This window comes from Micromonospora sp. NPDC048894 (assembly GCF_040649765.1).
In the GTDB taxonomy this organism is placed as follows: Bacteria; Actinomycetota; Actinomycetes; order Mycobacteriales; family Micromonosporaceae; genus Micromonospora; species Micromonospora antibiotica.
On the sequence record NZ_JBEZFY010000001.1, the window covers coordinates 451,405 to 471,491 of the forward strand.

21 protein-coding genes are annotated in these 20,087 nt (G+C 71.4%); 14 read left to right on the plus strand and 7 right to left on the minus strand.

The window, feature by feature from the left end; genetic code table 11:
• Positions 1-12: 12 nt before the first annotated feature.
• The 4 genes from AB0C22_RS02130 to AB0C22_RS02145 all read right to left on the minus strand — a co-directional run bounded on the left by AB0C22_RS02130 (position 13) and on the right by AB0C22_RS02145 (position 4,028).
• Positions 13-966 carry an ABC transporter ATP-binding protein gene (locus AB0C22_RS02130; RefSeq protein WP_219465830.1) on the minus strand — a complete coding sequence of 318 codons (954 nt, stop codon included), beginning with the start codon at positions 964-966 and terminating at the stop codon, positions 13-15.
• Entirely contained in the window at positions 963-1,274 is a 312-nt protein-coding gene (locus AB0C22_RS02135; RefSeq protein WP_219465831.1) for a transcriptional regulator, read from the minus strand. The genes AB0C22_RS02130 and AB0C22_RS02135 overlap by 4 nt, the downstream gene beginning before the upstream one ends.
• On the minus strand, positions 1,271-1,900 hold the full coding sequence (locus AB0C22_RS02140; RefSeq protein WP_208565493.1) for a transporter: 630 nt from the start codon (positions 1,898-1,900) through the stop codon (positions 1,271-1,273). Before AB0C22_RS02140 ends, AB0C22_RS02135 begins: the two co-directional genes overlap by 4 nt.
• A gap of 166 nt (positions 1,901-2,066) precedes the next feature.
• Complete coding sequence (locus AB0C22_RS02145) at positions 2,067-4,028, minus strand: AAA family ATPase (RefSeq protein WP_357533345.1); 1,962 nt, start codon at positions 4,026-4,028, stop codon at positions 2,067-2,069.
• 323 nt (positions 4,029-4,351) lie between these two features.
• On the opposite strand from AB0C22_RS02145, the gene AB0C22_RS02150 reads away from it, so the two are divergent.
• The 3 genes from AB0C22_RS02150 (at position 4,352) to AB0C22_RS02160 (ending at position 7,332) form a co-directional block, all read left to right on the plus strand.
• The gene (locus AB0C22_RS02150; protein ID WP_219465835.1) at positions 4,352-4,933 is read left to right on the plus strand and encodes a metalloregulator ArsR/SmtB family transcription factor; all 582 of its coding nucleotides are present in this window, start codon (positions 4,352-4,354) and stop codon (positions 4,931-4,933) included.
• Positions 4,934-5,109: 176 nt separating this feature from the next.
• On the plus strand, positions 5,110-6,447 hold the full coding sequence (locus AB0C22_RS02155; RefSeq protein ID WP_357532979.1) for an MFS transporter: 1,338 nt from the start codon (positions 5,110-5,112) through the stop codon (positions 6,445-6,447).
• 33 nt (positions 6,448-6,480) lie between these two features.
• Complete coding sequence (locus tag AB0C22_RS02160) at positions 6,481-7,332, plus strand: menaquinone biosynthesis protein (RefSeq protein WP_219465839.1); 852 nt, start codon at positions 6,481-6,483, stop codon at positions 7,330-7,332.
• A 26-nt stretch (positions 7,333-7,358) separates the two neighbouring features.
• On the opposite strand, the gene AB0C22_RS02165 is transcribed toward AB0C22_RS02160, so the two are convergent.
• Both AB0C22_RS02165 and AB0C22_RS02170 read right to left on the minus strand, forming a co-directional pair.
• Positions 7,359-8,315: a hypothetical protein gene (locus AB0C22_RS02165; protein ID WP_357532981.1), complete on the minus strand. Its 957-nt coding sequence runs from the start codon at positions 8,313-8,315 to the stop codon at positions 7,359-7,361.
• Positions 8,315-9,298, minus strand: a complete 984-nt coding sequence (locus tag AB0C22_RS02170; RefSeq protein ID WP_219465841.1) for a hypothetical protein — start codon at positions 9,296-9,298, stop codon at positions 8,315-8,317. Before AB0C22_RS02170 ends, AB0C22_RS02165 begins: the two co-directional genes overlap by 1 nt.
• 371 nt (positions 9,299-9,669) lie before the next feature.
• On the opposite strand from AB0C22_RS02170, the gene paaA reads away from it, so the two are divergent.
• From paaA to paaE, 5 genes are read left to right on the plus strand one after another with little or no spacing between them, the layout of a single operon-like run.
• Positions 9,670-10,743, plus strand: coding sequence for a 1,2-phenylacetyl-CoA epoxidase subunit PaaA (paaA, locus tag AB0C22_RS02175; protein WP_219465842.1), 1,074 nt, complete (start codon positions 9,670-9,672; stop codon positions 10,741-10,743).
• Complete coding sequence (gene paaB / locus AB0C22_RS02180; protein WP_219465848.1) at positions 10,740-11,051, plus strand: 1,2-phenylacetyl-CoA epoxidase subunit PaaB; 312 nt, start codon at positions 10,740-10,742, stop codon at positions 11,049-11,051. Before paaA ends, paaB begins: the two co-directional genes overlap by 4 nt.
• Complete coding sequence (paaC, locus tag AB0C22_RS02185) at positions 11,048-11,773, plus strand: 1,2-phenylacetyl-CoA epoxidase subunit PaaC (RefSeq protein WP_357532984.1); 726 nt, start codon at positions 11,048-11,050, stop codon at positions 11,771-11,773. The genes paaB and paaC overlap by 4 nt, the downstream gene beginning before the upstream one ends.
• 19 nt (positions 11,774-11,792) lie before the next feature.
• Positions 11,793-12,329 carry a 1,2-phenylacetyl-CoA epoxidase subunit PaaD gene (paaD, locus tag AB0C22_RS02190; protein ID WP_357532986.1) on the plus strand — a complete coding sequence of 179 codons (537 nt, stop codon included), beginning with the start codon at positions 11,793-11,795 and terminating at the stop codon, positions 12,327-12,329.
• A complete protein-coding gene (gene paaE, locus AB0C22_RS02195) occupies positions 12,326-13,426 on the plus strand; it encodes a 1,2-phenylacetyl-CoA epoxidase subunit PaaE (RefSeq protein WP_219465850.1) in 1,101 nt (366 codons plus the stop codon). Before paaD ends, paaE begins: the two co-directional genes overlap by 4 nt.
• Before the next feature lie 68 nt (positions 13,427-13,494).
• On the opposite strand, the gene AB0C22_RS02200 is transcribed toward paaE, so the two are convergent.
• Positions 13,495-13,755, minus strand: a complete 261-nt coding sequence (locus tag AB0C22_RS02200; protein ID WP_219465851.1) for a hypothetical protein — start codon at positions 13,753-13,755, stop codon at positions 13,495-13,497.
• Positions 13,756-13,810: 55 nt separating this feature from the next.
• Here AB0C22_RS02200 and AB0C22_RS02205 point away from each other — a divergent pair, with 55 nt between their 5' ends.
• The 6 genes from AB0C22_RS02205 (at position 13,811) to mqnC (ending at position 19,655) form a co-directional block, all read left to right on the plus strand.
• Positions 13,811-14,662, plus strand: coding sequence for a helix-turn-helix transcriptional regulator (locus tag AB0C22_RS02205; protein WP_357532989.1), 852 nt, complete (start codon positions 13,811-13,813; stop codon positions 14,660-14,662).
• 13 nt (positions 14,663-14,675) lie between these two features.
• Positions 14,676-14,861, plus strand: a complete 186-nt coding sequence (locus tag AB0C22_RS02210) for a DUF397 domain-containing protein (RefSeq protein ID WP_357533347.1) — start codon at positions 14,676-14,678, stop codon at positions 14,859-14,861.
• A 615-nt stretch (positions 14,862-15,476) separates the two neighbouring features.
• The gene (locus tag AB0C22_RS02215) at positions 15,477-16,823 is read left to right on the plus strand and encodes a hypothetical protein (RefSeq protein WP_219465858.1); all 1,347 of its coding nucleotides are present in this window, start codon (positions 15,477-15,479) and stop codon (positions 16,821-16,823) included.
• Positions 16,820-17,581, plus strand: a complete 762-nt coding sequence (locus AB0C22_RS02220; protein WP_357021680.1) for an endonuclease/exonuclease/phosphatase family protein — start codon at positions 16,820-16,822, stop codon at positions 17,579-17,581. The genes AB0C22_RS02215 and AB0C22_RS02220 overlap by 4 nt, the downstream gene beginning before the upstream one ends.
• Before the next feature lies 1 nt (position 17,582).
• A complete protein-coding gene (locus tag AB0C22_RS02225) occupies positions 17,583-18,305 on the plus strand; it encodes a hypothetical protein (RefSeq protein ID WP_357532991.1) in 723 nt (240 codons plus the stop codon).
• Between the two features lie 159 nt (positions 18,306-18,464).
• A complete protein-coding gene (gene mqnC / locus AB0C22_RS02230) occupies positions 18,465-19,655 on the plus strand; it encodes a cyclic dehypoxanthinyl futalosine synthase (RefSeq protein ID WP_208565508.1) in 1,191 nt (396 codons plus the stop codon).
• The last annotated feature ends 432 nt before the right edge of the window (positions 19,656-20,087 follow it).

The following is a 20,087-nucleotide window of genomic DNA, read 5'->3' on the forward strand; positions in this document are numbered from 1 at the left end:
GGCGTCGACTCCTCAGGCAATGGGTCGGCCGCCGACGGCGGCGCTGGTGGCGGTGCCGGTCCCGGTCGGGTCGGCGGTGGTCCGGGTCGGGTCGGCGGTGGTCCCGGCGGCGGTGATGGTGAGGAACGCCTCCTCCAACGAGGTGGGGCGGACCTCCAGGTCACGGAACGCCACCCCGGCGGTGACCAGGTCGCGGACCAGTTGGTCGGCGTCGGTGGTGAGCAGGTGGGTACGTCCGTCGGTGTGCTCGGTGGCGACCACGCCGGGCAGCGCGGGCAGGTCGTCGGCGGCCAGGCTGACCCGGCGGACACCGACGATGTCGCGGATCGCGCCGACGGTGTCGTCGGCGAGCACCCGGCCCTGCCCGAGCACCACGACCCGCTGCGCCAACGCCTCCACCTCTTCGAGGTAGTGGCTGCTCAGCAGCACCGTCCCGCCGTCGGCGTGGAACGACCGGATGGCCTCCCACAGGGTGTGCCGGGCCTCGACGTCGAGCCCGGTGGTGGGTTCGTCGAGGACGACCAGCCGGGGCCGGCCGACGAAGGCCAGTGCGACGGCGAGCCGTCGCCGTTGCCCCCCGGAGAGCCCGCCGGTCTGTCGTTTCGCCTGGTCGGTGAGGCCGAACCGGTCGAGCAGTTCGCCCCGGGGCACCGGGTCGGGGAAGTGCGCGGCGACGAAGTCGACCACCTCGCCGACCCGGAGGGTGCCGGGCAGGCCGGTCTCCTGCGGGGTGACGCCGAGTTGCCGCCGGGCGGCCGGCTGGCGGGGGTCGCCGCCGAAGAGTTCGACCCGGCCGGCGCTGGGCCGGCGCAGCCCGACCAGCATGTTGATCAGGGTGCTCTTGCCGGCGCCGTTCGGCCCGAGCAGGCCGACGAGTTCTCCGGCGGAGACGGTCAGGTCGACCCGGTCGAGGGCGAGGACGTCGCCGTACCGGCGGGTGGCCTGGTCGGCGTGGGCGAGGATCATCGGGTCTCCCTGGGGTCGGGCGGGTCGAGCAGGGCGCGGATGTTCTCGGTGTATTCCTCGAAGGCCCGCCGCCCGCGCCGGCTGAGCCGGACCAGGGTGGTCGGGGTGCGTCCGCGGTGGGTCTTGTCGATCTCGACGTAGCCGGCGTCCTCCAGCTTGCGCAGGTGGACGGAGAGGTTGCCGGCGGTCATCGCGAGTAGTTCCTGGAGGCGGGGGAAGGTGATCCGGTCGCCGTCGGCCAGGGTGGCGAGGGTGACCACCACCCGCAGGCGGGCCTGGGCGTGGATGACCGGGTCGAGTTCGGTCATCCGTGCCGCCGCCGGGCGAGCGCGCCGGCCACCAGCAGTCCACCGCCACCGGCCACCGAGACCACCAGCGCGTGCCAGCCGGGGCCGGCGATGACGCCGACGATGTTGACGGCGGTGAGCCAGACGCCGAGGCGGAACAGGGTGCGGTCGAGCCAGATCGCCCCGCCGGCCATGTGCAGGGCGCCGGTCAGCCCCACCGACAGCGCCGACCAGAGCAGCCCGGCGAGATCGGGCGGCAGGCTGTCGGTGACCCGGCCGATCACCACGGACAGGCTGAAGAACCCGAGGCCCCAGGCCGTGCCGTACCACCTGCCGCGCTGCGCGGACTCGCCCGCGACGTGCCGGTAGGCGCGGGCGCTGCCCACTCCGAAGACCACCGCGGCGGCGGCGAGCAGCACGAACAGCAGGGTCAGCGGCAGCCAGGCCGGCATGTCGACGAGGGTGCGCCCGTCGGGGGAGAACCGCAGGAAGTAGACCCCGAAGCCGATCAGCCAGGCGAATCCCCAGGGCCAGTAGTGCACCCGGGGGTCGGGTTCGAGCCGTTGGACCGTGCTGGCCTGCTGCTCGCGGATCAGCCGCATCGCCTCGGCGGCGTCGAGCGGGGCGGCTTCGTCATCGGGGGTCATGCAAACTACTTTAAAACACAAAGTCGAGGGGTGGTGGGCCGGGTCGCCCACCGGACAGCGGCTGTTCCACCCGGTGCGGTGGCAGCGCCACCGGCGGCACGGCGGAGGATGCCCGGCCGGGCGGCCCTCACCCTCGCCGCCGGCCGGGGTCGGCTACCGGCCGGGGTCAGGGCGTCGGTGGTTCGGCGAGCGGGCCGGGCAGCGGAGCGGTGTGCAGCACCGACAGCCCGGACACGGCCCGGGTCAGCGCCACATAGAGGCGGTGCAGGCCGCGCGGCTCGGCGGCCACGATCGCGGCCGGCTCCACGACCACCACGTGGTCGTACTCCAGGCCCTTGACCAGGGTCGCGGGGACCACGGTGACCCGCGCCGAGGCCGTCGGGTCGTCGGCGGTCGCGGTCGGCACCCCGGCGGCGGCGAGGGCCGCACGCAGCCCGTCCACCGTGTCGTCGGCGGCGATCACCCCGACCGAGCCGTCGTGCCCGAGCGCCGCGCGCACCTCGGTCACCGTCGCCGCCGCCAGATCGGCCACGGTACGCACGTCGAGCGCCCCGTCACGCCGCAACGACACCGCCGGGGGTACGTCGACCGCCAACTCCGGCAGCAGCCGGTTGGCGAACGCGACCACCACGGCGGGCACCCGGAAACCCACGGTCAGCGGCACCACCACCGCGTCCGGCTTGCCCAGGTGGGCCAGGGACTCGCGCCAGTCGGTGGCGGCCCACGGCGCGGTGCCCTGGGCCAGGTCGCCGAGCAGGGTGATCGAGCCGTGCTCACTACGCCGGGCGATGGCCCGGCACTGCATCGGGGAGAGGTCCTGCGCCTCGTCGACCACCACGTGCCCGAACCCGGCGGCCCGTTCGATCAGTCCGGCCGCCTCGTCGATCAGCACCGTGTCGGCGGCGGTCCACCGGGTCGCCTTCGGCGTCCGGCCGAGCTTCGTGCCGTGCAACAGGGCCTGCTCGGCGGTGGTGAGCAGGCCGTCGGCGGCGGCGGCCAGCAGGTCCGGACCGGCGAGCAGGGAGTGCACCAGCCCCTCCGGGGTCAGCGCCGGCCACACCGCGTCGAGGAAGGCGGTCACCGGTCGGGACTTCCCCATCCGGCGCAGCCAGGCGTCCCCCGGCGACTCGGCCCGGCGGGCCTCGGCCTGGCGTTGCAGCAACCCCACCACCCGGGCCCGGACCCGCTCCCGCCCGGTGTCGTACGGCAGGCCCTCCCGGCGGGTCTCCTCGATCACCCGGTGCAGCGGGTCCAGTCCGATCCGCCAGCGGAACGACCCGTCCGACACCATGATCGGTTCGGTGGGGGCGGTGATCCGGGCGGCTGCGGCGCGGCGGAGCACCTCGGCCATCCGGGGGTCGTGCTTGAGGGCGGCCACCGCCGGGTCGTCGACCGCCCGGACGGGCACCCGGGCGACCAGGTCCTCCACGGTGGCCTGGGCCACCTCGACCTCGCCGAGGGCGGGCAGCACCGCCGCGATGTACGACAGGAACGCCCGGTTCGGGCCGACGATCAGCACCCCGGCGCGGCGCAGCCGCTCCCGGTGCAGATAGAGCAGGTACGCCGCCCGGTGCAGCCCGACCGCCGTCTTGCCGGTGCCCGGGGCGCCCTGCACGCAGATCGAGTCGGCCAGGTCCGCCCGGACCAGCTCGTCCTGCTCGGGCTGGATGGTGGCGACGATGTCGCGCATCGGCCCGACCCGGGGGCGTTCGATCTCGGCGGTGAGGATGCGGCTGGTGGTGCCCAGCTCCTCGCCCCGGTCCAGGTGCTCGTCCTCGAAGCTGGTCAGCGCCCCGGCACTGAACCCGAACCGCCGTCGTACCGCGACGCCCTGCGGGTCGCGGGCGCTGGCCCGGTAGAACGAGCGGGACACCGGGGCCCGCCAGTCCAGCACCAGCGGCTCGCCCCGCTCGTCGGTGACGTGCCGCCGGCCGACGTGGTAGCCCCGGCCGGCGTGCTCGGGGTCGGTGGGGCCGAAGTCCAGCCGGCCGAAGAACAACGCGGTGGTCGGGTCGTCGGCCAGTTCGGCGACCCGCCGGGCCAGGTGCCGGCCGAGCTGCTCGGCGGTGTACGCGTCCCCGGCGACCTTGTCACCGGTGGCGAAGAGCGACTGGGCGCGTTCCCGCATCCGGCGGAGGGCCTGTCGGGAGGTCTCCAGGTGGGCCTGCTCGGCGCTGAGTTCCGTTTCGAGGCGGGTGGGTTCGGGGTGGGTCCTGCCGCGTTCGTCGGTTGCGGGCACGGTGATCCTCTTTGGCGGTCTCGATCGGCTCGCCCGCGTATCCAGGACAGGTCCTTGGCGCGTGGGGACGTCCGCTGCGGTGCTACCTCACCACGGCCGTCGAGCGGTCAACCAGCCTACGCGCCGTCCAGCTTCCATCTCCACCCAATTCCCCGCCCCCGCGTGGCGGCCGGTTGCTGGCCGGGGTCCCGGACAGGCGGGATCATGGGGTCATGACCGAGCCGCACCCCGAGCCGCGCCGGATGACGATCAGCGACCCGCAGGTGATGCGGGCGCTGGCCCACCCGGCCCGGATCGCGATCATGGAGCATCTGAGCACGCGTGCGGGGGGCGGGACGGCCACCGAATTGGCCGAGATCGCCGGGTTGTCGCCGAGTGCGACCAGCTACCACCTGCGGGCGTTGGCGAAGTTCGGCCTGGTCGAGCAGGCACCCAGCCGGGGTGACGCGCGGGAACGGGTGTGGCGCGCGTTCAGCCAGAGCTGGCTGGTCGAGGCCGGGCAGGGGGCCGGCCCGGAGGCGCGGGCCGCCGAACAGGCCCTGGTCGAGGCGCACTCGGCCCGGGACGCCGAGCGGATGCGGACGTGGCTGCGGCACGCTGCCGACGAGCCCGCGGAGTGGTATCGCGGTGCCCTGTTCAGTGACTCGTTGCTGCTGCTCACCGCCGAGGAACTGGCCGGGCTGAACGACGCGGTGATGGCGTTGTTCGAGCCGTACCGGCAGCGGAACCGGTTGGCCGACCCGCCGTCCGACGCCCGCGTCGTCGCGGCCCAGTACCGCACGATCCCCCTCTAGAGGGGCCCGCCCCGCCCCCGGCCCGCCCGCCTCGCCCCTGCGCCGGCCTGGCACGGTCGCCATGTCGCTGATGGTGCGGTATCAGGGCCGTCGAATACCGCTATATCGATGACAAGGAGTTGATCAGCCACGGGTAGGGGTTGCTCCGAACAGTTGTGAAGGATTATTTTCGAAGTATGTCCTTCACGACTGACGCGTCGCGCTGGTCCGACGTCTGGATCGCCGCCACCGCCCGCGGCACCACCATCTGCGGGGACTTCCTCGCCGCCACCGCACTGGCGTTGGCTCTCCAGTCCGCCGGGGCGAGCGGCCTGGCCGTCTCCGGGCTGCTGCTGGCGGCCACCCTGCCGCTGGTGCTCTGCGCGCCGCTGGCCGGCCGGCTCGCCGACCGGGTCGACAGTCGTACCCTGCTGGTCAGCGTCGGGTCGATCCAGGCGGTGATCTGCGTCCTGCTCGCCTTCGCCACGCAACCGGTGGTCGTCATCGGCCTGGTCGCCCTGCTCGCCTGCGGGCTCGCCGTCACCCAGCCCTGCCTGGCGGCGCTGCTGCCGGCAATGGTCCGCCCCGGCGACCTGCCCCGGGCCAGCGCCGTCAGCCAGACCGCCGGCTCGCTCGGCGCACTCGCCGGGCCGGTGCTCGCCGGGCTGCTGGTCGGGGAGTTCGGCACCCGCGTACCGCTGCTGTTGGATGCCGTCAGCTACCTGGCGCTGGTCGGCGCGGGCCTGGCGTTGCGCACCCGGCGGGGCGGCCGGCAGGCGGGGACCGCGACCGTCGGCACCGGTCCCGCCCCGGCCTGGCGGCTGCGCGCGGACCCGTTGATGCTCGCCCTGGTGGTCAGCACGGCGGCGGTGATCACCGCGATCGGCGGCATCAACGTGATCGAGGTGTTCTTCATCCGGGAGACGCTTGACTCCTCGGCCACCGTCTACGGCCTGGTCGGGGCGGCCTGGATGGCCGGCATGCTGCCCGGCAGCTGGCTGGCCGCCCGGGTGGCCCGCCGGCTCACCGACGACGGCGCGCTGGTCCACGGGGTGCTCGCCACGCTCGCCGGGTGCAGCCTGGTCGTGGTGCTCGCGGCGACCGTCCCGACGGCGGCGCTGCTGGTGCCGCTCTGGCTGATCGGCGGCGCGGCCAACGGCGGTGACAACGTCTTCGCCAACGTGCTGACCGCCCGGCGGGTGCCCGAGCCGCTGCGCGCCCGCGCGTACGCCGTCATCGGCGCGGCGGTCCAGGGCGGCTCCATGGCCGGCTACCTGATCGGCGGCGCGCTGCTGGCGGTGCTCCCCCCGCGCCCGCTGATCGCCGCCGCCGGGATCGCCGGCCTGCTGGTGGTGCTGGCGTTCGTGCCGGTGGTAACCCGGGCGGTGCGTCACTCCCGCTCCGGCCCGGGCACACCGACATGGAGCGGGGACGGGCCGCCGCTGTCGGAGGCCGCCGGACCGCCCCCGGTCGGGGCAGGCCCTCCGACGAGGGGAGACGGTGCGGGGTTGACCACTCCCCGGGCCTCCCGATGAGCTGCCCCGGACCGGCGGGGATACGGTCGGGTCATGGCTGAGCGCGTGGCACGTCCCCGGGTCGGGCACATCCAGTTCCTCAACTGCCTGCCGATCTACTGGGGGCTGATGCGCTCCGGCGCGCTGCTCGACGTCGACCTGCACAAGGACTCGCCGGACCGGCTCAGCGCCGCACTGGTCGCCGGTGACCTGGACATCGGCCCGATCTCCCAGGTGGAATACCTGCGGCACGCCGACGAGCTGTTGCTCCTGCCGGACCTCGCGGTGGGCAGCGACGGGCCGGTGCTCTCGGTCAACGTGGTCTCCACCAGGCCGCTGGCCGAGCTGGACGGCGGGCGGGTCGCCCTCGGCTCGACCTCGCGTACCGGGGTGCTGCTGGCCCAGCTCCTGCTCGCCGACCGGTACGGCGTCCACCCGGAGTACTTCCGCTGCCCGCCGGACCTGACCCAGATGCTGCTGGAGGCCGACGCCGGGGTGCTCATCGGTGACGTGGCGCTACGCGCCCTCTACGAGGCGCCCCGTCGGGGGTTGGCGGTGACCGACCTCGGGCAGGCGTGGCGGGAGTGGACCGGGCTGCCGATGGTCTTCGCCGTCTGGGCGGTCCGCCGGGACTTCGCCGCCGCCCACCCGGGCCTGGTCAAGGAGGTGCACGAGGCGTTCCTGCGGTCCCGTGACCTGTGCCTGGCCGAGCTGGACCAGGTGGCCGAGGCGGCGGCCCGGTGGGAACCGTTCGACGCGGCGACGCTGGCCACGTACTTCCGTGCCCTCGACTTCTCGTTGGGCGCGCGGCAGGTCGCCGGCCTGCGCGAGTTCGCCCGTCGGGCGGCGGCGACCGGCGAGGCCCCCGCCCTGCCCGACGGCGGCCCGGAGTTCTTCGCCGGCTGAGCGCACCGGCCCCGGACCGCCCCCGGTCAGGTGGCGGGTTGGAGCAGCGCCTCGGTGATCTTCTGGCAGTTCTTCATGCCGTATTCGTAGCCCAGGTTGATCGGGTAGCGGACCATCACGCCCATCGTCCAGGTGTCGCCGATGGCCAGGCAGTTGATGTGCATCTCCTGCTCGCGGGTCCGGTCGATCCAGCCGTTCTTGATGGCGATCTTCTTCTGCTCGGCCGCCGGGAACGCCTTACGGATGCCGAAGTCGCCCGAGCCCCGGACCAGCTTCATCTCGTTGAGCAGCCACTTGGTCCACGTGGGGCCGGCGGCGCGGCCGTCGGCGATGCAGTTGCCGAGGCGGGCGGTGTCGCGGGGGGAGAGGTTGGTCCGGCTCCAGCCACCGTCGGCGGACACGCTGCTGTCGGTGAGCTTGCAGATCGAGATCAGCCGCTTGATCGAGGCCGACCGGCCGACACCGTTGTAGAACTGCTCGGCCCGGGTGTTGTCGCTGTCCCGGATGATCCGGGTGGCGTCGGCGAGCTTGGCGTCGCTCGGGGTCTGCCCGGCGTCGGCGGCCCGACGTAGGTAGTCGGCGACGATCCACGACTTGATCAGCGAGGCGGTGGTGCTGGTCTCGCCCATGTTGTCCGAGCCGATGATCTTGCCGGTGCGGCGGTCCAGCACGCTCCAGGCGTACCAGCCCCGGAGGTTGAGGTCGAGGTCCCGGTCGGCGAAGGGCAGCGGCGTCAGCGAACGGGTCGAGGACGGTGCCGGGGTGGGCAGTTCGGGGCGGTTGTGCCGGTCGGCTGCCCCGTCGGAGCGCGGTGCGGCGGACGAGTCACCCCAGTGCGAGGCGGCGGTGGATTCCAGCGGCGAGCCGGGCAGCAGCCGCAGCGAGACCAGCACCAGGCCGACCAGGATCGCGGCCACAGCGATCAGCTTCACCGGCTGGCTGTCGTGCCGACCACGGCGGTTGCTCCGCCGGCTGCCCGCCATCAGAGCTTCCCGACCGGCTGCGGCACCTTGAGTGCGGCACCGGGCTGCGGGGTGACCAGTTGGGTGGTGACGCTGGCGCACACCTTCGCGCCGTAACTCAACGGCTGTTTGATCGAGTAGCGCATCATCACGGCGAGGCTCCACTTGTCGGTGACGGCGAGGCAGCTGACGTGCCAGTTGGCGTCGTAGCTGAGGGCGGTCCAGCCGTTCTTCATGGCGACCGGGCCCTGCGACTTGATCGCGGCGGGCAGCCCGTCGATGATGCCCCACCGGCCACCGCCGGAGCGGGCTTGCTGCTTGGTGACGCTGCCCTGGACGTGAGCCATCTCGTTGAGCACCCACTTGGTCCAGATGGGTCCGGCGGCCCGGCCGTCGGCGATGCAGTCACCGAGCCGGGTGGCGTCGCGGGGGGACATCCGGGTGAAACTCCACCAACCCTCGTAGCCGGGGACGTTGCCGCGCTTGGTGTCGGTGAGGCCGCAGATGCTGATGGCCCGCTTGAGCACCGGGCTGGGCTGGCCGTTGCCCAGCGCCCGGTACGACCCACCGGCCGCCGCGTAGAGCCGGTTGGCCGCGTCGTCGTTGCTGTCCCGGATGGCCAGGCTGGCGTTCTTCTTCATCGCCGCCGATGGCGTCCGCTTGTCGAGCTGGCGCAGGTAGTCGGAGACGATCCAGACCTTGAACATCGACTCGGTGGAGCTGGTCGAGGTCATGTTCTTGGAACCGGAGATCTGGTCGGTCTCGCGCTCCATCAGGGCCCAGCTGAAGAACGACCCCTGGAAGTCCACCGCCACTGGGCCGGCGGCGAGGGTGAGGGCCGGTGGCGGGGTGGGCGCGGGGGCGGGCACCTTCTCCGCCGCGCCGCCGCCGATGCCGCCTGCCACGTCGTCGCCGGAGAGTTCGGCGTAGGCGGCCGGGACCAGTAGGCCGGCGCCGAGCAGCACCGCCATGACGGCGAGCACCATGATCACGCGAGATCGCATGAGTTGGGTGAACTCCAGATGTCAGGGCCGGGGGGGCCGGCTGTTTCCGAGGGTGTCGGCTCGATCGCCAGGCCGGGGGACGGTGGCCTATGTCGTGGTGGCGATCGTCGGCAGCCGATCGGTGGTGACCGGGGAAGTCTACGTCCGGACAGCCGACGCGCCAGAATCCGACGCACGGCAAACTGCCGGTAAGTCGAGATAAAGGCACGATATGCGGCAGTTAGGGGCATTCATCTTTGATCAGTGACCTAACTCATAGTCACAGGGGTGCCCTGGTGTCGACCGGGAGCATCCGCCTGGTGACGGAGGGGCTTACTCAAATCCTGTTACACCCTCTGGTGTCATGGGCGGCGAGCTGTAACACTTGGCGAATGTATGGCAACGACTTCGTCCCGCAGGAGGACGCGCCCGGCGGTGGCCTGCTCGGTCAGGTCGAGGCCGCCGAGGTGGCGCTGCGTGAGGCGGCGGCCCGCAGTCGGGAGGGTGCCGCCGCGCCCGGCGAGGATCCGGCGGCGTACTTCGCCGACGTGATCGACGCCGACCAGAAGATCGAACCGCGTGACTGGATGCCCGACGCCTACCGTCGGACCCTGGTCCGGCAGATCGCCCAGCACGCCCACTCGGAGATCATCGGCATGCAGCCGGAGGGGAACTGGATCAGCCGGGCCCCCTCCCTCAAACGCAAGGCCATCCTGCTGGCCAAGGTGCAGGACGAGGCCGGTCACGGCCTCTACCTCTACGCCGCCGCCGAGACCCTGGGCGTCAGCCGGGACGAGCTGGTGGAGCTGCTGCTCGACGGCCGGCAGAAGTACAGCTCGATCTTCAACTACCCCACCCTCACCTGGGCCGACGTGGGCGCGATCGGCTGGCTGGTGGACGGCGCGGCGATCGTCAACCAGGTCCCGCTGTGCCGCTGCTCCTACGGGCCGTACGCGCGGGCGATGATCCGGGTCTGCAAGGAGGAGTCCTTCCACCAGCGGCAGGGCTTCGAGATCCTGCACACCCTGTCGCACGGCACCCCGGCACAGCGGGCGATGGCGCAGGACGCGCTCGACCGCTGGTGGTATCCGTCACTGGCGATGTTCGGCCCGCCGGACGGTGACTCCACCCACTCCGCCCAGTCCATGGCCTGGAAGATCAAGCGGTTCTCCAACGACGAGCTGCGGCAACGCTTCGTCGACATGTGCGTGCAGCAGGCGGAGATCCTCGGCCTCACCATCCCCGACCCCGACCTGCGTTGGAACGAGACGCGGCAGGCGTACGACTTCACCCAGCCGGACTACGACGAGCTGATGCGGGTGATCAAGGGGGAGGGCCCGTGCAACCGGCAGCGGATGGAACACCGCCGCCGCGCGCACGCCGACGGCGCGTGGGTCCGTGAGGCGGCCACGGCGTACGCGGCGAAGCAGCGGGCCGAGTCGCAGCGGGAGAAGGTGGCCGCGTGAGCGCGCCCGGTGAACCGCCCCGGACCCCGGTGACCTCGCCGCTGTGGGAGGTCTTCGTCCGGGCCCGCCGTGGGTTGTCGCACACCCACGTCGGCAGCCTGCACGCCCCCGACGCCGAGCTGGCCCTGCGCAACGCCCGGGACCTCTACACCCGCCGGCAGGAGGGCGTCTCCATCTGGGTGGTGCCGGCCGGCGCGATCACCGCGTCCAGCCCCGACGAGAAGGACGCCTTCTTCGACCCGGCCGCCGACAAGGTCTACCGCCACCCCACCTTCTACGAGGTGCCGGACGGGGTGGACCACCTGTGAAGGGTCCTCTCGACTTCACCCTCGCCCTCGGCGACGACGCGCTGGTGGCCGCCCAGCGGCTCGGCGAGTGGGCCACCCGCGCCCCCGAGATGGAGGAGGACATCGCGCTGGCCAACATCGCCCTCGACCAGCTCGGCGCGGCCCGCCTCCTGCTGTCGTACGCGGGTGAGCTGGAGGGCGCCGGCCGGGACGAGGACGCGTTGGCGTTCCTGCGCGACGACCGGGAGTTCCGCAACTGCCTGCTGGTCGAGCTGCCCAACGGCGACTTCGCGGTGACCATGGTGAAGCTGCTGCTGCTTGCGGCCTACCAGCTGCCGCTCTACACCGCGCTGGCCGGATGCGCCGACGAGCGGCTCGCCGCGATCGGGGCCAAGGCCCGCAAGGAGTCCGCCTACCATCTGGACCACTCCGCGTTGTGGGTGAAGCGGCTCGGCGACGGCACCGACGAGTCGCACCGTCGGGCCCAGGCTGCGGTGGACCAGCTCTGGCCGTACCACCACGAGCTGTTCACGGCGGACCCGGCGGCCCCGGTCGACCCGGCCGCCCTGCGGGGCGACTTCGACGCCGTGGTCTCCCCGGTGCTGGCCGAGGCCACCCTGACCCGGCCGGCGACCGGCTGGACGCCGGGCGGTGGCCGCGACGGCGTGCACACCGAGCACCTGTCCTTCCTGTTGGCCGAGATGCAGGTGCTGCACCGCGCGCACCCCGGGGCGCAGTGGTGAGCGGGTCGGAGCGGCGGCGGTGACCGATCCCAGGGCGGCCGTGGCGGCGGTGGTGGACCCGGAGATCCGGGTGATCACCATCGACGAGCTGGGCATCCTGCGGGCGGTCGACGAGGATCCGACGACCGGCCGGGTGCTCGTCACGATCACCCCCACCTACACCGGCTGCCCGGCGATGGACGTGATCCGGGCCGACATCCGGCGGGCCCTCGCGGTCGCCGGGCATCCCGACGCCGAGGTCCGGACGGTCTTCAGCCCGGCCTGGAGCACGGACTGGATCTCCGCCAAGGGCCGGGCGAAGCTCGCCGCCGCCGGCATCGCCCCACCTCCGATGGTCGGCCCGGTCGGCGGCGGCCCTGCCCCGGTCGGCTCGGTCGGCGGCAGGCCCGCCCCGGGCCGACCGCCCGGGGTGGTGCCGCTGACCCTGACCGTCCGCTGCCCGCGCTGCGGATCACCGGAGACGGAGCAGGTCAGCCGGTTCGGCTCCACCGCGTGCAAGGCGCTCTGGCGCTGCCGTTCCTGCTCCGAACCCTTCGACCACCTGAAGGCGCTGTGACTGTCACCATCACCCGCCCGGTCCGTCGCCGGCCGGCTTTCCATCCGCTCGCGGTCAGCGCCGTCGACCGGCTCACCGACGACGCCGTGGCGATCACCTTCGCGGTGCCCGAGGAGCTGCGGGCGACGTTCGCGTTCGCCGCCGGCCAGCACCTGACCGTCCGCCTGCCCGCCGGTGCGGACGTGCGGCGGTCGTACTCGATCTGCTCCACACCCGACGACCTGGCCCGGCACGGGCGGTTGCGGATCGGGGTGCGGGAGATCCCCGGCGGCGCGTTCTCCAGCTACGCCTGCGGCGCGCTGCGGCACGGCGACACCGTCGACGTGCTGCCCCCGCTGGGACACTTCACCACCGCGTTCGCGCCGGACCGGGTGCGGCACTACGGCGCGGTGGTCGCCGGCTCCGGCATCACCCCGGTGCTCGCGCTGGTCGCGACCGCCCTGGCCGTCGAGCCGGCCAGCACCTTCACCCTGGTGTACGGCAACCGCACGGCCAACACGGTGATGTTCGCCGAGGAGTTGGCCGACCTGAAGGACCGCTACCCGACCCGGCTGCACCTGGTGCACGTGCTCTCCCGGGAGCAGGGCGAGTCGCCGCTGCTGTCCGGCCGGATCGACGCCGACCGGCTGGGCCGGCTGCTGGACACCATCGTGCCCGGCGACGTGATCTCCGAGTGGTTCCTCTGTGGCCCCTACCAGCTGGTGCTGGACGCGAAGGCGGTGCTGACCGGTCCGGGCCGGCCGGAGTCGACGGTGCACACCGAGCTGTTCCACGTCGACGCCCCACCGGAGCCGGTCCGCCGGGCCGACCCGTCGGCGGGTGGCGCGGAGGTGACGATCGTGCTGGACGGCCGGTCGTCGCGGTTCACCATGGGCCCGGACGAGCGGGTGCTGGACGCGGCGCTCAAGGTACGCGGCGAGCTGCCGTACGCCTGCAAGGGCGGGGTCTGTTCGACCTGCCGGGCGAAGGTGGTGTCCGGTGCGGTGACGATGGCCCGCAACTATGCGCTGGAGCCGGACGAGGTGGCCGCCGGGTACGTGCTGACCTGCCAGTCCACCCCGACCACCGACACGCTGACTGTCGACTACGACGGATAGCGCTGTGGGCCGCTCGCCTCCGGGCGGAGGGTCTGATGTCTGTTGCGGGTCCTGTCGAGCTGATGACGTTAGCGACTCACCCGGGATCGACCGATTCCCGCCGTTTTCGCCACCTCGTCGACCTGTGAGTCGGCGCGGAGGTGGGCGGTCCAGTAGGTGAGGTCGGAGTGGTGCTCGGTGAGGGCGACCCGCTCGCCACAGGCTTCCTCGATCAGCTTGACCGCCTCGTCCAGGTGCGGCGGATTGCCGTCCCAGTCCTCGTCACGGAACAGTTGCAGCCCGACCTCGCCCCGGTCGTCGCCGAGGGCCTGCGCCGCGTCGGGTGACACCAGCACCACCGTGTAGCGGGCGGCCTCCCGCTCGGCCTCGCTGGGCGGCTCCCTGGTGGCGAAGCAGAGCGCGCCGACCGTGGTGGGCCGTGGGTTGGGTGGCGAGTTGCGGCAGGTGCGGCGGGCCAGACGCCTGACCGGCTCGGGGGTGGCGACCCAACTCGGCTGGCAGCCGTCGAAGCTCTCCCGGATCGAGACCGGCCAGCAGGGCATCCGGCTGGAAGAGATCGCCGCGCTGCTGGCCATCTACGGTGTCGTGGGCGAGGAACGCAAACGGTTGCTCGACATGGCCAGGCGCGGCCGGGAGCCGGGCTGGTGGGAGACGCACTCGGCCGGCCTGACCCCGTGGTCGCGTACCTTCATCCGGTTCGAGGCCGAGGCGACCCGGATAGTGGGCTGGCAGCCGTTGCTGGTGCCGGGCCTGCCCCAGTTGCCGGAGTACACCAGCGCCCTGATGAAGGCGTGCGGGGTGGCCCCGGCGGACGCCCAGGCGCGGGTCGCGGCCCGGCTGGGCCGGCAGGCGATCCTGGCCCGGGACGAGCCGCCGGAGCTGAATCTGGTCATCGACGAGATGGTGCTACGTCGGCCACTCGGCGGTCGTCGGCTGATGGTCCGGCAACTCCACCATCTGATCGAGATGATGGATCGGCCCAACGTGACGCTTCGGGTGCTGCCGCTGGCGTGTGCCGGACACTCCGGGTTGGACGGAGCGTTCGTCCTGTTCGACTTCGACCGGCTCCCGCCGGTGGTGCACCTGGAGCACAAGATCTCCAGCATCTTCCTCGAGAAACCCGATCAGGTGGACGTGTTCCGTCGGGAGGCGGATACCCTGGCGGGGTCGGCGTTGAGCCAAGCCGAGTCGATGAAGTTGATAGCCCGGGTCGCAGTGGAGCACGAGCGGGAGTGAGCCGCAGATGGTGATCGCAGAGTTGTCGGAGGCATCCTGGCGTAAGTCGACCCGCAGCGGTTCCAACGCCAACTGTGTCGAGGTGGCTCGGGTGGTGGGCGTACGCGATTCGAAGGATCCGGCGGGGCCGGTGCTGGCTTTCGAGCGCCGGTCGTGGGCCGCGTTCGTCGCTCATCCGCCGGTGCGTTCCGGGTTCTGACGCCGGGTATGGGCGGTTGAGGTGTGGTGACGAATCGTTCGCGTTCTTCGACTTCTGTGCACCCGGTTGGTGGTCATCCTCGACGGGGTGGTGGGCAGGTGGCCGCCGGCTACGTGCCGACCTGCCAGGCCAGCCCGGTGACCGACGCGCTGACGGTCGACTACGACGGGTGACGGTGGGCAGGTCGGTGTCGGGTCCCGGTGGGCGGTCTGTCCCGCCGCCCAACGCAGTGGTGACCGGGCTCGGATCCTGGGATTGACGGAGCCACCCGGGTGTCGGTTTGGAGACAACCCATGCGTCTGGTGGGTCGGCCGGGCCATGGATGTGGCAGCCGGGGTGTACGACTGAGAGACGGCCGTCACGCCCATTGCCGCTGATCGAGAATGGTCTGCCGGCGTAACGGGCCGGGACGGTAGAGCCGGCGTGTCCGGTCTCCGGCGGCGAAAATCAGATCGGCGTACACATGTCAACAGTGGTGAAGAACCATGCCCGTTCGGTCATTCCTGCCCCGTACCCTCGCACGATGTTTTTCATTGACGCGTCTCGCTAGGGTTCTCCGGCAATCAAACGCTGTGTCCCAAGGCGCACACTCTGGGCGATGTGATCGGAGAGCGCGTGACGCTGAGTGAGAAGACGGCCCGTGGCAACGAGCCGTTGTCGGCGCTTGAACCTCAGCGTGAGACCGCAGGCCCGACTCGTGGCCGGCTGCGGAGCCTCGGACGGCGGATAGCCGATCTGGGTCCCTTCGCGCTCATCTTCGCGACGTACAGCCTTCTGGTCGATCACCTGCCCAATCAGTGGTTCAGCCAGGACTGGGTACGTTATGCCTTTGCCGTGCTGGCCGCCCTCTGTATGGGGATCGCCCTCAAATGGCTCGTCCAGCGACCGGGGCTACAGAGATTCGTGGGCCCCTCGTTGGCTGCCGGCACGATGCTGCCCGGGGCCCGGGAACCGCGGCCGAGGTCGTTCGTCTCCGCACGGCAGATCATGGAGGGCACCCGGAGCCGGCTGATGGCCGATCTGCGTACCGCCAGCGGGACCCGGGGTGAGGTCTTCGGGTGGTCGCAGTTCATGGGGGAGCAGGTCCCGCCGAGCGCCATCGGGACGTCGTACGGCCTTCGTATCGCCCTCGCACTGGACCTCAGGGAGGCGCGGCTCGACCGCCGGCGGTTGGTGGACAACGTGGTGGCGCTGCAACGGCCGGCAGGGGGTTGGGTCGCCCGCTCCCAACAGGACGTCGCCCGACCGGAAGTCACGGCATGGGTGCTCACCGCACTCGTACGAACCGGCCTGGATCCCGCCATCCGCTCCGAGTTGGTGGGACAACTCGAACGCATGATGACGCCGGAGGTCGACGGTGTCGGCTGGCAGCGCGTGACGGTTCTCAGCTCGGCGATCTCGGCGCTCGCCGAGGTTGCGCCCGCCTCGGCCAAGCTCGATGAGTTGACGACCCACCTGGTGGAGGGCGCCGTCCGGCAGCAGGCGGAGGGGGAGCCGGCCTGCATGGCCTGGGGCATGACGGTGAACCACGGGAGTGCGCCATCCGTACCGCACACCGCGAGAGCCGTGGTGGCTCTCCGCAAGGCGGCTCAGGCGGTTCGCGGTGACCGACGGGAGAAGCTCGACGAGTGTGTGGACGCGGGCATCGAATGGCTGATCCGAAACTCCCACTACGACGTCACTGACGAGCAGCTACGGCGGTTGACCAGTGCGGGCGACGCGATGGACACCATCATCGTCGGCCACTTCACGCCGGCCTGGGTGGCGCGGGCGCTCATGTGTCGCGCGGTCGATGAGCGGCGCCTGCCGCACCTGCAGCAGGCGGTCAGGGCAGTGCTCGACCTTCAAGAGAATGGGGTGTGGAAGTGGAAAGAGGAGCGAAAGGAGCCCACGTGGATGACCTATCAGGGGGTGCTGGTCGTACGGGACTACTCGATGCTGAATCTGCCCTGGCCACCTTGACCGATCGGATCCGGGTCGCGACCTGGAACGTCCGGGAGGGATTGCCCGCCGCCAGTGACGACGTGACCCGTCGGCCGGAGGCGCTGGCCGAGATGGTCGATCTCGTCGACGAGTTCGACATCGACGTGCTTGCCCTGCAGGAGGTGGACTTCACGACCGAGGGCGAGTCGGAGGTCCTGTCGGCGCTGCTCACCAGAACGGCGTTGCAGTATGCGGCCACCCTGCCGCTCTCCGAGTCGTCGTTCGAGCAGGGCAAGCGGGCGGGTGTCGCCATCGCCAGCCGCTACCCGGTCAGCCGGATCGGTGGAGTCGTGCTGCCCAACCCGCAGCTCTCCGCCACCAGGGGCCGCACCGTCATGGCGCTGCACGACAAGGGAATGGTGTCCTGCACGCTCGATTTCGGGTTTACCGAGGTGACCGTCGCCTCGCTGCATTCATTCCCCTTCCACCGGTTCGGTCGGGACGCTCGCGAGCCGGCGTTCTCCGGAATATGGAAGTCGGTGTCGGCAGCCCTGCCCCGGTCCGTCAGCGGGCAGGTCGTCATCTGTGGTGACTTCAACACGGAGGATCGCGACCTGGTGCTGGGCTCGATGGCGAGCCCGATGGTGCGGGCGTTCGGCGAGATGGCGACGCACAACGGGATGGCGATCGACGACATTCTCTTCTCGGCCGACCTGTCGCGAGGTGCCGAGCCAAAGCTGGTGAGCAATTTCTCGGATCACGAACTATGTGTGGTGGATCTCGTGTCGAGGTGGTGACATGTCGTCGCTCGTGCTGGACACAAACTCGATGTCGGCTGTTGAGCGGCAGATCATGGCGGCACTCGCCGGCAGTGCGGGGCAGCCGTCCGGGCCCGCCATCAGCATCCTGCGAGGGCTGGGCCGGCCGGAACGGTTGAGTGCCCTGCTCACCGAGTTGCTGGACGACGACTCCCGCGCGGACGCGGTGGCCGCTCGTTCGCATCCGCATGCTCTCGGCTTCGACAAGTTCATTCTGGCTACCTTCGGTGAATTCGGCCAGTTGCGCATGCACGTCTGGTGGCCTGGGCGGCCCAGGATGCGCGAGCATGTCCACGATCACCGCTTCGACTTTTCCTCGGTGGTGGTCGCCGGTCGACTCGACTGCCGCTACTACCACCCGGCCAGGAGCGGAGCGGTCCTCACCCGCTACCGGGAGTCGAGCCGGGATGGCGAGTCCGCCTGGCGTTTCGACCTCGTGGACATGGTGTCCGTACGGGAGACCCTGGCAGTCCAACTCACACCGGGCTCGTCCTACTCGATGCCGTACGACCTGCTGCACCGGGTGGAGGCGGCGTCGACCACCACCGTCACCCTCATGCTCCAGGGACGGCTGTCGCGTGACTGGTCGTCGGTCCTGGTGGACACCACCGAGACAGTGCCGGCGCGGGTGGGTCGGCGCACCTTCGACACCGAGGAGATGCGTGGCAGGTTGATGGCGCTGAGAAGTCATCTCGCCGCCTGAAGGCGTGCGGAGCCACGGGCGGGTCACCCGGACGGGCCCGACGGCCAGCGCCGGGCGAGGTGGGTGGGCCTCCCGGCGCGTACCGGGTGCCGTGGGGTGCTGGTCACCCGTCGCCGGTGCTGTGCGGAACCGGAGGGCTGCCCGGCGTACGCTCGGGATGTGACGGCGAACCGGGAGATCGACGACATCCTGCAACGTGGCGCGGACGGCGGGCGGATCACGCCCGAGGAGGCGCTGCTGCTCTACACCGAGGCGCCCTTCCACGCGTTGGGCGAAGCGGCGGACGCGGTACGCCGGCGGCGCTACCCGGACAACATCGTCACCTACCTGATCGACCGCAACATCAACTACACCAACGTCTGCGTGACGGCGTGCAAGTTCTGCGCCTTCTACCGGGCCCCCAAGCACGCCGAGGGGTGGACCCACCCGACCGAGGAGATCCTGCGCCGCTGCGGCGAGGCGGTCGAGCTGGGCGCCACCCAGGTCATGCTCCAGGGCGGCCACCACCCGGACTACGGGGTGGAGTACTACGAGGAGCTGTTCTCCTCGGTCAAGAAGGCGTACCCGCAGCTCGCGATCCACTCGATCGGGCCGAGCGAGATCCTGCACATGGCCAAGGTCTCCCAGGTGAGCCTGGACGAGGCCATCGCCCGGATCAAGGCCGCCGGGCTGGACTCGATCGCCGGCGCCGGTGCCGAGATGCTGCCGGACCGGCCGCGCAAGGCGATCGCCCCGCTGAAGGAGTCCGGCGCGCGCTGGCTGGAGGTCATGGAGCTGGCCCACCGGCAGGGCCTGGAGTCCACCGCGACGATGATGATGGGCACCGGCGAGACCAACGCCGAGCGGATCGAGCACCTGCGGATGATCCGCGACGTGCAGGACCGCACCCGGGGGTTCCGGGCGTTCATCCCGTGGACCTACCAGCCGGAGAACAACCACCTCAAGGGCCGCACCCAGGCCACCACCCTGGAATACCTGCGCCTGGTGGCGGTGGCCCGGCTCTTCTTCGAGACCGTGCCGCACCTGCAGGCGTCCTGGCTGACCACCGGCAAGGACGTCGGCCAGCTCGCCCTGCACATGGGGGTCGACGACCTCGGCTCGATCATGCTGGAGGAGAACGTCATCTCCTCGGCGGGCGCCCGGCACCGGTCCAACCTGCACGAGCTGATCGGCATGATCCGCTCGGCCGACCGGATCCCGGCCCAGCGGGACACCCTCTACCGGCGGCTGGCGGTGCACCACACCCCCGCCGACGATCCGACCGACGACCGGGTGGTCTCGCACTTCTCCTCGATCGCCATGCCCGGTGGCGGGGCCGGCCGTTCCCTGCCGCTCGTCGAGGCCCGCTGACCCCGATCGTCACGCAGGGTCACTGATCGGGCTTTCCGGGTGACTGGCTGATCGGGTTCGGGTGGTCGACCCGGGGGATATTCGTGGTCGCCGTTCGGGCGAGGTGGCAGGGGACCAGCCACCACAAGACGCAGCAATTCCGGCAGGACGCGGCGCGTTGGGCGGATGCCTGCCACGCGGCACTCCGGCGCGGGGGTTGGCGCGGCCCGACAGCGCCCGCTAACGTGCGCCCGACGTACCTTGGTTTCCCCGTCGGGAAGCCCGTACGAGCGTCGTACGTCCTCCATCGGCCCGGGAGGGCCGTTCATATAAAACGGGGGCGGGACGGGTGACCGTCCCGCCCCCGCTCCTCCTCCGTTCGGCCCCGTCTGGGACAAAATCGCACGTCACGGCTGGCGCACCGGCGTCGATCTCGGATAACGTCCGCTCGGT

Bases quoted from the DNA above. Each gene is read 5' to 3' on its own strand.
- AB0C22_RS02130 (WP_219465830.1), bottom strand. From the start codon at position 966: ATGATCCTCGCCCACGCCGACCAGGCCACCCGCCGGTACGGCGACGTC.
- AB0C22_RS02135 (WP_219465831.1), bottom strand. From the start codon at position 1,274: ATGACCGAACTCGACCCGGTCATCCACGCCCAGGCCCGCCTGCGGGTG.
- AB0C22_RS02140 (WP_208565493.1), bottom strand. From the start codon at position 1,900: ATGACCCCCGATGACGAAGCCGCCCCGCTCGACGCCGCCGAGGCGATG.
- AB0C22_RS02145 (WP_357533345.1), bottom strand. From the start codon at position 4,028: ATGCGGGAACGCGCCCAGTCGCTCTTCGCCACCGGTGACAAGGTCGCC.
- AB0C22_RS02150 (WP_219465835.1), top strand. From the start codon at position 4,352: ATGACCGAGCCGCACCCCGAGCCGCGCCGGATGACGATCAGCGACCCG.
- AB0C22_RS02155 (WP_357532979.1), top strand. From the start codon at position 5,110: ATGTCCTTCACGACTGACGCGTCGCGCTGGTCCGACGTCTGGATCGCC.
- AB0C22_RS02160 (WP_219465839.1), top strand. From the start codon at position 6,481: ATGGCTGAGCGCGTGGCACGTCCCCGGGTCGGGCACATCCAGTTCCTC.
- AB0C22_RS02165 (WP_357532981.1), bottom strand. From the start codon at position 8,315: ATGGCGGGCAGCCGGCGGAGCAACCGCCGTGGTCGGCACGACAGCCAG.
- AB0C22_RS02170 (WP_219465841.1), bottom strand. From the start codon at position 9,298: ATGCGATCTCGCGTGATCATGGTGCTCGCCGTCATGGCGGTGCTGCTC.
- paaA (WP_219465842.1), top strand. From the start codon at position 9,670: ATGTATGGCAACGACTTCGTCCCGCAGGAGGACGCGCCCGGCGGTGGC.
- AB0C22_RS02225 (WP_357532991.1), top strand. From the start codon at position 17,583: ATGTCGTCGCTCGTGCTGGACACAAACTCGATGTCGGCTGTTGAGCGG.